12 protein-coding genes are annotated in these 13,502 nt (G+C 62.9%); 3 read left to right on the top strand and 9 right to left on the bottom strand.

Annotated features, from left to right (window positions below; translation table 11 throughout):
• Nucleotides 1-39: 39 nt before the first annotated feature.
• Nucleotides 40-3,327 carry a GH36-type glycosyl hydrolase domain-containing protein gene (locus GGI60_RS13850; RefSeq protein ID WP_183916610.1) on the top strand — a complete coding sequence of 1,096 codons (3,288 nt, stop codon included), beginning with the start codon at nt 40-42 and terminating at the stop codon, nt 3,325-3,327.
• Between the two features lie 3 nt (nt 3,328-3,330).
• Here GGI60_RS13850 and GGI60_RS13845 read toward each other — a convergent pair whose 3' ends face one another.
• The 5 genes from GGI60_RS13845 to GGI60_RS13825 all read right to left on the bottom strand — a co-directional run bounded on the left by GGI60_RS13845 (nt 3,331) and on the right by GGI60_RS13825 (nt 7,699).
• Nucleotides 3,331-4,077, bottom strand: a complete 747-nt coding sequence (locus tag GGI60_RS13845) for a FadR/GntR family transcriptional regulator (protein ID WP_183916608.1) — start codon at nt 4,075-4,077, stop codon at nt 3,331-3,333.
• A gap of 126 nt (nt 4,078-4,203) precedes the next feature.
• Complete coding sequence (gene kduD / locus GGI60_RS13840) at nt 4,204-4,968, bottom strand: 2-dehydro-3-deoxy-D-gluconate 5-dehydrogenase KduD (RefSeq protein WP_312862803.1); 765 nt, start codon at nt 4,966-4,968, stop codon at nt 4,204-4,206.
• Nucleotides 4,965-5,801: a 5-dehydro-4-deoxy-D-glucuronate isomerase gene (kduI, locus tag GGI60_RS13835; protein WP_183916604.1), complete on the bottom strand. Its 837-nt coding sequence runs from the start codon at nt 5,799-5,801 to the stop codon at nt 4,965-4,967. The genes kduD and kduI overlap by 4 nt, the downstream gene beginning before the upstream one ends.
• A 586-nt stretch (nt 5,802-6,387) precedes the next feature.
• Complete coding sequence (locus GGI60_RS13830; RefSeq protein WP_183916602.1) at nt 6,388-6,534, bottom strand: DUF1127 domain-containing protein; 147 nt, start codon at nt 6,532-6,534, stop codon at nt 6,388-6,390.
• A gap of 184 nt (nt 6,535-6,718) precedes the next feature.
• Nucleotides 6,719-7,699 (bottom strand): 3'-5' exonuclease, encoded by a 981-nt coding sequence (locus GGI60_RS13825; RefSeq protein ID WP_183916600.1) that lies wholly within the window; start codon nt 7,697-7,699, stop codon nt 6,719-6,721.
• 115 nt (nt 7,700-7,814) lie between these two features.
• Here GGI60_RS13825 and GGI60_RS13820 point away from each other — a divergent pair, with 115 nt between their 5' ends.
• Both GGI60_RS13820 and GGI60_RS13815 read left to right on the top strand, forming a co-directional pair.
• Nucleotides 7,815-9,083 (top strand): flavin monoamine oxidase family protein, encoded by a 1,269-nt coding sequence (locus tag GGI60_RS13820; protein ID WP_183916598.1) that lies wholly within the window; start codon nt 7,815-7,817, stop codon nt 9,081-9,083.
• A gap of 225 nt (nt 9,084-9,308) precedes the next feature.
• On the top strand, nt 9,309-10,340 hold the full coding sequence (locus GGI60_RS13815; RefSeq protein WP_183916596.1) for an aldo/keto reductase: 1,032 nt from the start codon (nt 9,309-9,311) through the stop codon (nt 10,338-10,340).
• A 260-nt stretch (nt 10,341-10,600) separates the two neighbouring features.
• Here GGI60_RS13815 and minE read toward each other — a convergent pair whose 3' ends face one another.
• From minE to GGI60_RS13795, 4 genes are all read right to left on the bottom strand, one after another.
• Nucleotides 10,601-10,861, bottom strand: coding sequence for a cell division topological specificity factor MinE (gene minE, locus GGI60_RS13810; RefSeq protein ID WP_012490694.1), 261 nt, complete (start codon nt 10,859-10,861; stop codon nt 10,601-10,603).
• Nucleotides 10,858-11,673 carry a septum site-determining protein MinD gene (gene minD, locus GGI60_RS13805; RefSeq protein ID WP_041683996.1) on the bottom strand — a complete coding sequence of 272 codons (816 nt, stop codon included), beginning with the start codon at nt 11,671-11,673 and terminating at the stop codon, nt 10,858-10,860. Before minD ends, minE begins: the two co-directional genes overlap by 4 nt.
• An 83-nt stretch (nt 11,674-11,756) precedes the next feature.
• On the bottom strand, nt 11,757-12,479 hold the full coding sequence (minC, locus tag GGI60_RS13800) for a septum site-determining protein MinC (RefSeq protein WP_183917013.1): 723 nt from the start codon (nt 12,477-12,479) through the stop codon (nt 11,757-11,759).
• 391 nt (nt 12,480-12,870) lie between these two features.
• Nucleotides 12,871-13,458, bottom strand: a complete 588-nt coding sequence (locus GGI60_RS13795) for a TetR/AcrR family transcriptional regulator (RefSeq protein ID WP_183916595.1) — start codon at nt 13,456-13,458, stop codon at nt 12,871-12,873.
• Nucleotides 13,459-13,502 lie beyond the last annotated feature (44 nt).

The following is a 13,502-nucleotide window of genomic DNA, read 5'->3' as shown; positions in this document are numbered from 1 at the left end:
CCATCCTCTGATTCCCTCTGATCAATCGACGAGATCTCAATGGCCCCCAACCGGACGCGCAGCTTGCAAATGCCACGACGTGAAGAGCTTGGCCTCTTTACGATCAGCAACGGTTCCGGCCTGTCGATATCGACGCTGCCGAACGGGACGCTGTTTGCCATCGACTATGCCGACGACAAGGGATCGGTGCAGGTCAACCAGATCCAGGGCTCGCCGCTCATCGGCGGCATCAGCCGCCTTTATCTGCGCGTCGGCGGCGCCCGTCCCGATGTCGTTGAGATCGTCGGGCCGCGTGCCAAAGGCAGTTTCGCCTATGATGCGACGAGCTTCTCGTGGAGCGGCAAGACAGGCGATATTGCTTACGACGTCCGCCTCGCGCTTCACTCTTCCGAAACGGCATGGTTCTGGCGTGCCTCGATCCGGCATCTGATGGATGGCACGCTGCCGGCGGATCTGGTGCTGATCCAAGATGTCGGCCTCGGCGACCGCGGCTTTCTGATGAACAGCGAGGCCTATGCCTCGCAATATGTCGATCACCACATTGCCGACCACAAGGCCTATGGCTGCGTCGTGATCAACCGGCAAAATCTCAAACAGTCGGGCGGCCGCAATCCCTGGCTCGCGCAAGGCTGCCTCGACGGGGCTGTCGCCTATGCCACCGATGCGATCCAGTTGGTGCAGGCAAAGAGCCGGCTCGACGACCTGCTGGTCGGCGCCTTCGGCACGCCGCTGCCGAGCGAACGGCGCCAGCAGGAGACCGCCTGCCCTGCCGTTCAATCGAGATCGCTGTCGGTCACACCAGATGGCGCGACGGCGACGTTCTTTGCCCTGTTCGCCGCCGATCATCCCGACGCCTCGAGCGATGCCGATCTTTCGCGGCTCGATGGCATCGAGCTGCCGGACGATGCTGTAGCTCGTCCGGAAGCGGCAGCGCCGGTTCGCAGCCTGCTCCAGGACGTTCCTCTGCTGGAAGTCGAGACGCTGGATAAAAAGGCGATCGGCCGGCTGTATCCCGAGCGGAGCCTGGAAGAGCGTGGCCACGGAAAGCTGCTTTCGTTTTTCGTGCCGGACGGTGCTCTCAACCGCCACGTCGTGCTGCGCGACAAGGAGCTCGTCGTCGCGCGGCGCCACGGCGCCATCGTCCGAAGCGGCCAGAACATGTTGCTTGACGATGCCACGCTTGCCGCCACCTGCTGGATGCAGGGCATTTTTGCTGCGCAGCTGACGATCGGCAACACCTCCTTCCACAAGCTCTTTTCCGTCTCGCGCGATCCCTACAATCTGACGCGCGCCAGCGGACTGCGCATCATGGCGGATGTCGGCGCGGGCTGGCAGCTTCTGGCGGTGCCGTCGGCTTTCGAGATGGGTTTGAGCGACTGCCGCTGGATCTATCAATGCCCGGAGCACACGATCATCGTGACGGCCGTCGCCTCCGGCGAGGATGCGGCGATGCAATGGAGCGTTTCCGTCGAGGGCAAGCCGTGCCGCTTCCTGGTCTTCGGTCATGTCGTGCTCGGCGAGCGCGAATATGACGCCGGCGGGCAGATCGACTTCGACCCCTCGCGCAAACGCGTCTCCTTCCGGCCCGACCCCGCCTGGCTCTGGGGCGGGCGTTACCCCGATGCCGCGTATTGGCTGGTGAGTTCGACGCCCGATGCCATCGACGAGATCGGCGGCGACGAGCTGCTCTATATCGACGGCCTTGCGCGCAACGGCGCTTTCGTGGCGCTGCGCTCCCGGCCGACCCAGGCCCTCTCCTTCGCCGTCGTCGGTTCGATGACCGATGCGGACGACGCCAAGCGGCTGGCGCAACGGTATGAGGCCGGTGTTAGCGGGGAAGCCCTGCTCGCCTCGGCATCGACATTCTGGCGCAACGCCGTGCGCGGCATGCGGATTGCCAGCGCTTTGCCCGATCTTGCCGCCCAGGCCACCCTCCTGCCCTGGCTTGCACATGACGCCATCGTGCATCTGAGCGTGCCGCATGGATTGGAGCAATATACGGGTGCGGCCTGGGGCACGCGCGACGCCTGCCAGGGGCCGATCGAATTCCTGCTCGCCTATGAGCATGACCGCGAGGCCAAGCAAGTGCTGAAAACGGTCTTCAGCGAACAGTACCTTGATAAAGGCGACTGGCCGCAATGGTTCATGCTGGAGCCCTATGCCAACATCCGGGCGGGCGACTGCCACGGCGACATCATCATCTGGCCGTTGAAGGCGCTGTGCGACTATATCGAAGCGACCGGCGATCTCGCCATTCTCGACGAGAAAGTGTCCTGGCGCGATGAAAAGACCATGCAGAAGGCGCCCGAGGCCGACACCATTGCCGTCCATGTCGAGAAGCTGCTCGATACCGTCCGCGAACGCTTCATCCCGGGAACCCATCTGATCCGTTATGGCGAGGGCGACTGGAACGATTCCCTACAGCCGGCCGATCCGCATCTGCGCGACTGGATGGTCAGCAGCTGGACCGTCGCCCTGGGCTACGAGCAGATCGTTCGTTATTCCGCCATCCTGCGCCGCCTCGGTCACAAGGGCAAGGCCAAGGCGCTGAGCAAGATCGCAACCGCGATGCGCCGGGATTTCAATCGCCATCTCGTGCGTGACGGCGTCGTTGCCGGCTACGGCATCTTCGATCCCGCCCATGACGGCGTTGAATTGCTGCTGCACCCAAGCGACACGCGCACCGACCTGTCCTTCTCGCTGATCGCGATGACGCAGGCGATCCTCGGCAAGCTGTTCACGCCGGCGCAGAGGCGCGATCATATGCGGCTGATCGAGGAGCATCTGCTTTTCCCCGACGGCGTGCGGTTGATGGAAAAACCAGCGACCTACGCCGGTGGGCCCGAAACGCTGTTCCGCCGGGCCGAATCCTCCTCCTTCTTCGGCCGCGAGATCGGGCTGATGTATGTGCATGCGCATCTGCGTTATTGCGAGACGCTTGCCATCGATGCTGCGGCCGACGCGCTCTGGACGGCGATCGCCATCGTCAATCCGATCGCCGTCACGACGGCCTTGCCGCATGCTTCGCTGCGCCAGCGCAATACCTATTTCAGCAGCAGCGACGCGGCCTTCCATGACCGCTATCAGGCGGCAGATGATTGGGGGCGCGTCAAGGCGGGCAATATCGCCGTCGACGGCGGATGGCGCATCTATTCAAGCGGACCCGGCCTCTACACCAGGAGCTTCGTCGAAAATATCATAGGTTTCAAACGGCGCTTCGGCCGGCGCAGCCGCAAACCGCTGCTGCCGGCGGCGCATGCCGCCCTCGATCTGCAGACGGATCACGCTGCCTGGCGGCGGTTAATGAAGCCGAAGCCGCAGATTTGAAATTCAGGTCGGGTTGGTCGCGTCGCGCAGCTCTTCGAAGCGCGCCGCACTCTTCGACAGGTGGCTGCGGATCGCGCGACGCGCGGCCGCTTCGTTGCCATCGCGGATCGCCCCGAAGATGGCGTGGTGTTCCCTGCGCATGCGTGCGGCATGGCGCTGGCGCTCCAAGCCCGTCATCTTGTCGAGACGCGCCCATTGGCGCGGCACCATAATATCGCCGAACGTGTCGAAGAGGCGGCTGTAATAGGAATTCTGCGTCGCGACCAGGATCGACCTGTGGAAGGCGTAATCCTCCTGCGCGCCGTAGCCGCCCTTCTCCAGCGCCTTGTCGAGGGCGTCGAGGCGGTCCTGCATGCGCTCTATGTCCTCCGACGTACGCCGCAGCGCGGCAAGACCGGCGGCTTCATATTCGACCCCGATGCGCAGCTCCAGCACACGCAGAACCTCATCGATCGACCGCAGATCGTTGGGGATGATCGAGAAGGATCGCGGGTTGGGATCGTTCGAAACGAAAGCCCCCAGGCCCTGATGCGTGGTGATCAGGCCTTTGGCACGCAGCGTGGCGAGCGCCTCGCGCACGATCGTCCGGCTGACGCCGGTCGCCGCCATGATCGCCTGTTCGGTCGGCAGCCGCTGGCCCGGCTTAAGATCGCCGGATTCGATCTGCGCCATCAGCGTATCGGCAAGGCCGCTGCGCAGGTTCGGCGGCTGGCGAATGGTGGTGAAGAGCGCGTTGTCCTTGTCCGTCATCCCGATCGAAATCCTGCCTGTCGAGGTGGCTCCGCCGACCGCTGTCCCTTTGCTAACGCATGCCGACGGGAAAGGCAAAACGACGTGCGGCTTGGCGCCTCAATATCGGTCACACGGTGACGCGGATCACCGCGCCAGCCAGCCGCCATCGACGGGCAGCACCGTCCCATGCACATAGTCGGATGCCGACGATGCCAGGAAGACGGCCGCACCGCCGAGTTCATCGGGCTTCCCCCAGCGCCCGGCCGGAATGCGGGCGAGGATGGCGGCATTGCGATCCGGATCCTCGCGTAGCGCCGTCGTATTGTTGGTGACGAAATAACCCGGCGCGATGGCGTTGACGTTGACGCCCCTGCCGGCCCATTCGCAGGCAAGCAGCTTGGTCAGGCCGGCAAGGCCGCTTTTCGAGGCGGTATAGGAGGGGATGCGGATGCCGCCCTGGAAGGACAGCAGCGAGGCGATGTTGATGATCTTGCCCCTGCCCTTGTCGACCATGTGACGGCCGGCCGCCTGCGACAGGAAGAAGGCCGTCTTCAGGTTGACGTCGATCACCGCGTCCCAGTCTTCCTCGGTGAAGTCGAGCGCATCGGCACGGCGGATGATGCCGGCATTGTTGACGAGAATGTCGAGGTCGCCGAAGGTCTGGATGGCCTCGGCGACAATCCCTTTGACCGGCTCGATGGTGCCGAGATCGGCCTTGATGACGTGGAAGCGGCTGCCCGCTTCCTTCACCAATGCTTCGGTTTCGTCCATCGAGGAGCGCCCGACGGCGACGATCGACGCACCGGCACCGGCCAACGCGGCCGCGATGGCCTGGCCGATCCCGGTATTGGCACCGGTGACGACAGCCGTCTTGCCGGAAAGATCGAAGGGATTGGCCACGGCGCTCACCTCAGATCCGCAATGGCAATGTGGTCCATGTCGGTGAAGCTCTTGTTGTCGCCGGCCATCGCCCAGATGAAGCTGTAATTCTTCGTGCCGGCGCCTGAATGGATCGACCAGGGCGGCGAGATGACCGCTTGCTCGTTGGCGACAAGCATATGCCGGGTCTGCTGCGGCTCGCCCATGAAGTGGAAGACGCGCTGCTCGGCTTCGAGATCGAAATAGAGATAGGCTTCCATGCGCCGGTCATGTGTATGGGCCGGCATGGTGTTCCAGACGCTGCCCGGCTCGATCATGGTGAAGCCCAAAGTGAGCTGGCACGATTGGCAGACCTCAGGGTGGATGAACTGGTAGATCGACCGCTTGTTGGCCGTCGCGGCTTCGCCCGGCGTCAGGTGGCGGGCCTTTTCGCGGGTGAGCAGCACGATCGGATGCGTCTGATGGGCCGGCGTCGAGACCAGATAGAACTTGGCCGGATTGTCGGCATCCACGCTTTCGAACCTGACGTCCTTGGCGCCCTTGCCGGCATAGAGGCAATCATATTTGGCAAGATCGTAGCTGGTGCCGTCGACGATGATGCGGCCAGCGCCGCCGATATTGAGGGCGCCGAGTTCGCGCTCGGCAAGGAAGGTTTCCTGTCCGATCGCCGTCGGCGCCGTCAGCGTCAGCCCGGCGCCGAGCGGAGTGGCGCCGCCGATGACCATGCGGTCGTAATGGGAATAGGTCAGCCGGATCTCGCCGCCTTCGAAGACGGTTTCCACCAGAAAGTGACGCCGCAGCGTTTCGGTGTCGTAACCGCGCACGGCCTCGGGATGGGAGGCGTGCCTCACGTCGATCTGCATGTCAATTTTCCTTCAGCTTCATTGTCGTCAGGCGGTACCGCTATTGCGGAAAGCGGGTCATATCGGACGTTTTCCGCCGCGGTGGTATCCGTCTGGTTACATAGTTGTACGACAAGTTCAGTGTCAACAGCTTTGTCCGCGCTTGCCTAAAGACAGGCGAGGCGGCTGGAGCATTCAGGCAGAGCTGAGAACAGACAGGAGAATTGCCTGGGATTGATGACGACATCCCCATCGCAAGCGGCCGCTCTCGGCGCGGTCCGGTGGCCAAAACGAAAAAGCCTGCCGCGGGAGGAGGTGCGGCAGGCTTTTCGAAAAGAACCGAACGACAGCTGGGAGGAGGAGTGCTGTCATTCACGCAGGCGACCTTGGGAGGAGAATGGGCGCCTGCATATCGAAGGGATGCGGGAGGAGATGCATCGCTTCGATGGAAATAATCATACTTATTTTATGCCCAGTTGATAGGCATTTCTTTGCAAGGCAGCCATGCATTATGCGAAATGCTCATGGCTCGCGACGCAAAAGCAAAGCGCCCGCTCGGGAGAAGCAGGCGCTGGGCAAGGCTCGAAGAGAGTCGTCTATCAGGCCGTTAGCGGCCGATGGCGGCACGGGCGACGGAGCGGATTTCGCCGCGGCCGATGCCGAGGTCGTCCAGTTCGCGCGTGGTCATGCGGCCCAGTTCAGCGACCGTCTGACGGTACTTGCGCCAATTGTTGAAAGAGCGTGCTACGTTCATGATGATCCCCTTTCCGTGGGCTTTCGAAGCCTAGCTGCCAGTCCTTGGCGCTTCGTTCGCTTCGATGAGCCGTATATAGTATGAGACCTGTGATTGTTGCAGCGCCAATGCATCACTGCACCTATGCGGCTCTTGCATGGGTCGCGTCGGGAGGGTTTTGTTCAGGATCCGAACCGCTTCGCGGTCACAGTTTGAAACGATCGAAGGCCGTCAGCCGCACGGTCGGCGGATCCGCCTCTCTCCATCGATAGATTTCCGAGCGCAGATAGGAGAGTTCGTCACCGAGCTCGTCTTCGCCGACTTCGATCCACCAGGACTTCAGGCGGCCGTCGCTTCCGTCAGACCAGCGATAGCCCCTCGCCTTCAGATGGTCCTTCATTTCGAACGGGCTGTGTTCGGCGAAGATCCGGATGCGCGAGCGCTGGCTGGCCCGGTACAGTTCGGCAAACGGGCTTTCACCCTCACCTTGCTGCCGGTCGAGGATTTCCAGGAGCGCGTGGCAGTCGTCCACCGCGCGATGGCCGTCATGGAAATAACCGGCCTGGCCGACGAGATAGCCGAGCTTGGTGCCCTCGAAGCCGCGCGCGCTCCAGTCGATTTCCGACACCGAACATGCCCAGGCCTTGCCGGTGAAGAGCGTTGAGAAGGCCTCGCAGAACGGCCGGTCGAAACCGGCATTGTGGGCGATGATCAGATCGGCCGGTTCGATCAGATCGCTGAGCGACCTGATGTCGATCACCTGTCCTTCGACCATCGCATCGGTGATCCCCGTCAGCCGGGTGACTTCGGGCGGGATCGGCCGCGACGGCTGCTGCAGGCCGCCATAGATGCCGACGATATCGCCGACCGTGCCGTTGTCGGCGAATGTGAAGGCGACGGCGCCGATTTCGATGATTTCGTCGCTGCGATGGTTGAGACCGGTCGTCTCCGTGTCGAGAACGACGCCGAGCCGCGGATATTCCGGCCGCCTGACAGGGGCAATCGGCCGGGCGGTCAGTTTCCTGAGGATGCGATAGTTGCCGCTTTCTTCAAGTGCGCGCGCCATCTCTTCATCGGAACGGGCGTCCGGCTGCGACGGCGGCCGGCGCGAAGGAGCGCGCGCCTTGGCGACCGCCGGCGATGGCCTGGCAAACATGTCGAGTTGCGAATCTCTCTGCACGCTCATCGGACCTGTATGTCACGCGGAGGCAGTTTAATCCATGGCGCGGCGCGCTATCCCCAGCCCTTGTCTTTTATCGAGATGAAAGTTTAGCTGAGCCCGAGCAGCCAAAGGAGAAGACATGTCCGGTGATAATGGCAAAGGCGCCGACGAAGACGTCGTCATCATCGGCGGTGGCGCAGCCGGCATTGCCGCCGCTCGGCGCTTGCAGGCGATTCGTCCGGATCTTTCGATTCTCCTGCTGGAAGCCGGCGACCGTCTCGGCGGCAGGGCCTGGACGGTGGGGTTGCCGGGCGCAGCCGACGTCGCGCTTGATCTCGGCTGCGGCTGGCTGCATGGGGCGCGAACCAATGCCTGGACGGCGATTGCCGAGAAGGTGGGGTTGACGGTCGACCGCACCCCGGCGCCCTGGAACGGCGGGCGGCGGCTTCAGCGGGATGGCGTCGACATCCATGCCGCGCAGGAGGCGATCGGCGGCTATTTCGAACGCCTCGACAGCCATGAAGGCGATGATGCGGATCTGGCGGCTGTGCTCGAACCCGGCAATGCCTGGAACGGCCAGATCCGGGCAATCGGCACCTATATCACCGGCGCCGAGTTAGAACGCTCATCGATCGTCGACTACACCAGATACGATCCGGGGCCGGGCCCGGACTGGCGGGTGCGCGAGGGCTACGGAACATTGATCTCGCTCTACGGGGGGCCGGTTCCGGTAAGGCTTGGAGTCGAAGTCGGGAGCATCGATCACCGTCACGCCGGCCGGATCGGCATCGAGACGAACCAAGGCGTGCTGAGCGTCCGCGCCGTGCTGGTCACCGTTTCGACGAATATGCTTGCCGCCGAAAAGATCGCCTTCGATCCGCCCCTGCCTGATAAAACGCAGGCGGCCGCCCGTTTACCGCTCGGGCTGGCCGACAAGCTCTTCCTCGGACTTGCCCATCCGGAGGCGCTGCCGGCTGATACCCATATGCTCGGCTCCATCAGCAGCGGTGCAACAGGCACCTATCAGCTCCGCCCTCTCGGCGCTCCTGTTGTCGAAGCCTATTTCGCCGGCGATCTGGCGCACCATCTGGAGCGGGAGGGAAAAGACGCCGCCTTTGCCTTTGCCGCCGATGAATTGGCCGGGCAATTCGGCGCGGACATCCGCAAGGAGTTGTCGCTGGCGGCGATCTCCGCCTGGGCCGCCGCCCCCCATATCGGCGGGTCCTATTCCTATGCCGAGCCCGGCGCCTCCGATCAGCGGGCGGTCCTCGCAGCACCACATGAGGGGCGAATATTCTTTGCCGGCGAAGCCTGTTCGCGTTCGCGTTACTCGACGGCGCACGGTGCCTATGAGACCGGTGTCGCAGCCGCGGACCTGATCGCCGCCTCGTTCTCGAAGAATCCGTAGTCGTCGCCGGCTGCGCGGCAGGCGGGAATATGTTTTCCCACTTGTGGCACGGGCGGGATTGGTTATGCTGCCCTCGCCCCTGCGCTGGATGAGCCCAGGGCGCCATACGTCATCCGGCGGCAGAGGCCGCCTCAAGCTCGATATTGTCATTAGATTGCGGAAGCCCCGGCTTCTACCCCGGCGATTTTGCGCGTCGGCTACGGGTATCCGCATGAGGAGGAATAAATGGATTATCGCAAGCTCGGTCCCAGCGGGGCCGTCGTCACCGCCTACTGCCTGGGCACCATGACCTTCGGCGCGGAGGCCGACGAAGCGGCCTCGCACAAGCTGCTCGACGATTATTTCGCCTGGGGCGGCAATTTCATCGATACGGCCGATGTCTACAGCGCCGGCAAGTCGGAAGAGATCATCGGCCGCTGGCTGAAGGCGCGCCCGACCGAGGCCCGTCAGGCGATCGTCGCCACCAAGGGCCGGTTTCCGATGGGCAACGGACCCAACGATATAGGCCTGTCGCGCCGGCATCTCGGCCAGGCGCTCGATGATTCGCTGCGCCGCCTCGGCATCGAACAGATCGATCTCTACCAGATGCATGCCTGGGACGCGCTGACGCCGATCGAAGAGACGCTGCGTTTCCTCGACGATGCGGTTTCCTCTGGCAAGATCGGCTATTACGGCTTCTCCAACTATGTCGGCTGGCACATCGCCAAGGCGTCGGAGATCGCCAAGGCGCGCGGTTATACGCGTCCGGTGACGCTGCAGCCGCAATACAGCCTGCTGGCGCGCGACATCGAGCTCGAAATCGTTGCCGCCTGCCAGGACGCCGGCATGGGCCTCTTGCCGTGGTCGCCCCTCGGCGGCGGCTGGCTGACCGGCAAGTACAAGCGCGACCAGATGCCGACCGGCGCCACCCGCCTCGGCGAGAACCCCAATCGCGGCAGCGAATCCTATGCCCCCCGCAACGCGCAGGAACGCACCTGGGCGATCATCGGCACGGTCGAAGAGATCGCCAAGGCCCGCGGCGTCAGCATGGCGCAGGTGGCGCTCGCCTGGACGGCGGCGCAGCCGGCCGTCACCTCGGTCATTCTCGGCGCCCGCACACCCGAACAGCTCGCCGACAATCTCGGTGCCATGACGGTCGAGCTTTCCAACGAGGAAATGGCCAGGCTCAACGAGGTCAGCGCGCCGCAGCCGCTCGATTATCCCTATGGCAAAGGCGGGATTGCGCAGCGCCACCGCAAGATCGAGGGCGGCCGCTGAGCCTTCCGGCCGGCACGCCGACGCAAGAAGCCGCCATGGTTTCCATGGCGGCTCAAACCGCTGACAAGGTCGGCCGACCCTTCATTTCGTCATGCTCGGGCTTGTCCCGAGCATCTGCCCCCGGTCGCTAGGGCAGCAGATCCTCGGCACAAGGGCCGAGGATGACATCGGGCAGAGCAAGGTTGCCATCAAACTGAGCTGCCATGTTCCATGGCGGCTTTCGCATTTTCAAAGGCAACGAGAGAAGCGTGTCGTGACCCTCAAGCAGCCTGTACGGCCGCATTCAGAGGGATTTCGACGTCGATCTCGAGCGTCGAGACAAATTCGTTGCGGTCGATCGTCACCTGCACCTTGTCGTGGTCGAGTTCGACGTGCTTGGCGATCACCGCAAGGATTTCCTCGCGCAGCAGGGTGACCAGGTCCGATCCCGCCGAGGCGCGCTCGTGGGCAAGAAGCACCTGCAGGCGTTCGCGGGCAGCGGGCGCGGTTCTTTGCTTGTTGAAGAGGCGGAAAATATTCATGCCGCCCTCCGTCCGAAAAGCTTGCCGAAAATATTGCGCTTTTCCTCGGGGATGGCGATCGGCAGGGTCTCGCCGGCGAGCCGGCGGGCGGCATCGAAATAGGCCATGGCGGCCGGGCTGCGGCTTTCGGCCAGCGTGACCGGCGCACCGACGTTGGAGGCGCGCAGCACATCCATGCTTTCCGGCACGATGCCGAGCAGCGGGATGGAGAGGATTTCCAGCACGTCGTCGACCTTCAGCATGTCGCCGCGTTCGGCGCGGTTGGCATCGTAGCGGGTCAGCAGCAGGTGCTTTTCCATCCGCTCGCCGCGTTCGGCCTTGGCGGTCTTCGCATCGAGCAACCCGATGATGCGATCGGAATCGCGCACCGACGACACTTCCGGGTTGGTGACGACGACGGCGACATCGGCATGGCGCATGGCAAGTGTTGCGCCGCGTTCGATACCGGCGGGGCTGTCGCAGATGATCCAGTCAAAATAGCGCTTCAAATCGTTGATGACGCGCTCGACGCCCTCGGCCGTCAGATTGTCCTTGTCGCGCGTCTGCGAGGCCGGCAGCAGGAACAGCGTCTCCAGCCGCTTGTCGCGGATCAGCGCCTGGGTGAGCTTGGCGTCGCCCTGGATGACGTTGATCAGATCGTAGACGACCCGGCGTTCGGCCCCCATCACCAGGTCGAGATTGCGCAAGCCGACGTCAAAATCGACGACGACGACCTTTTCATTGCGTTGCGCCAGCGCCGCGCCCAATGCGGCGGTCGAGGTCGTCTTTCCGACCCCGCCCTTGCCTGACGTGACGACGATCACTTTCCCCATTTCTCTCTCCTTTGCCGTGCCGCAGTAATTCAAGTCTTACGCCGCGTCCTTTTCGCGTCTTTTGAAGACGCGCGGCGTTGTGGTCAGGTCAGTTTTTCCGCCATGATCGCATCGTCTTCGAGCCAGAGCTGAACAGCCTGTCCGCGAAGATTGGGCGCCATGTCTTCCGCCATTTTGTAGATACCATCGATGGCCACCAGCTCGGCCTCGAGCTTGCGGCAGAAGATCCGCGCCGAGGCGTTGCCGATGGATCCTGCCATGGCGCGGCCGCGCAGCGCCCCATAGATGTGGACCGAGCCGCCGGCGATGACCTCGGCGCCCGAGGCGACCGACCCGACGATGGTGACGTCGCCTTCCGGGAAGATCACCGATTGCCCGGAGCGCACCGGCTCGCGGATGACGATCGATTGCGTCGTTGTCGGGCGGATCTCGGGAGCCGCCGGCTTGCTCGACGATTCAACAGGCTCGCTGGCCTGAACCTCGATGTCGGAGGCGGAGCGGCCGCCTTTCAGCGCTGGCGGCATGCCCGCACCGAGAAGGGAAGGCCGCGCGCCCTCGATGCCCATGATGCTGACATTGCGCTTGCCGAGCTCGGCAATGAGCTCCTTCAGCTGCGGCTTGTCGATTTGCAGGTCCGTCACGTCGAGCACCACGGGGCGTCCGAGGAAGAAGCCGGCCGAACGTGCGGCCAGATCGTCGAGCCTCGCCAGCCAATCGTCGAACGGAAGGTCCGGGGAGAGCATGACCGCCAGGAAAGAGCGGCCCTTGATGCGGATAGAGCGAGCGTCTGTTAGCACTTTGGTCATCTGTGTGAAGAAATCGTTGACCATGTCTACCGCCGACATGGTTAACAAAAAGTTAACGCAGCTTAAAAATTCCCTAACGCAATGTCGCTTCCTTCAGTCGAAAAATTTGCTTAAGCATATGAAAGGATTGAACTAATATGAAGAATGAATAATCCTCATATATGATCGGAGTGAAGATCTGTTGATCGACGATCATGTCGACAGCATCACGCGGTTCTTAGCGCTGCGTTAACCCTTCGGCGACTCACCCCGTGTGCTCGGAGCGTCGCTTCCGGGGCTTCCGGGAGCGGCGTTATGGATCATGAGGACCTCTGAATTCGCGGGTGAGGAGCGGTGAGGTGATTTGCCTGCGCTGATCATTTTCGGCAATGACGGTGCAGAGCCGGTGATCTCATCCCTCCGCTGTTTCGCCCGCGATGCGCTTGACGGCATCAGCGGCCGCTTCGAGCAGTTGCTCCGACATGCCCTGATCGGTCATGATGCGAGAGATGGTTACGGCGCCCACCATGAGGGACAGGACGACCATGGCTTTGTCGTAGGGTTTCGCGCCGTCCGATGCCGGGATCAATTCGTCGAGAACCTGAAGATGCGCCTCGATGCCATTCTGGAACGGAAGTCGCACCTCTTCACTCTGGCGCGCCGCATCGGATCCAAGCGCGGCCAAGGGGCAGCCGTCACCTTTCTCTCCCTGGTGGCCGGTCGACAGATACATGCCGACAACCGCAGCGAAGGGATCGGCGCTTCCGGCGGCAACCCTCGACCACCTGCCAATGGCGCTTTCCATTGCCCGACCGGATGCCAGCGCCGCAAGATCATCCTTTGATGCGAACTGCTTGTAGAAGCCGCCTTGGGTGAGGCCGGCCCCTTTCATCAGATCCTTCAGCCCGATGCCGTCGAATCCATGCTCTCGGAAAAGCCGGCTTGCGACATTGATCACCGTTTCACGATTGGCCTCTGCTTGAGCGCGACTGACTCTCATTGCGATCTCCAATTAGATTTCATTTGACATCTATAACAGATTTA

The organism is Rhizobium lentis (assembly GCF_014200175.1).
In the GTDB taxonomy this organism is placed as follows: Bacteria; Pseudomonadota; Alphaproteobacteria; order Rhizobiales; family Rhizobiaceae; genus Rhizobium; species Rhizobium mulingense.
This window is presented reverse-complemented; position numbering and strand designations above follow the sequence as displayed.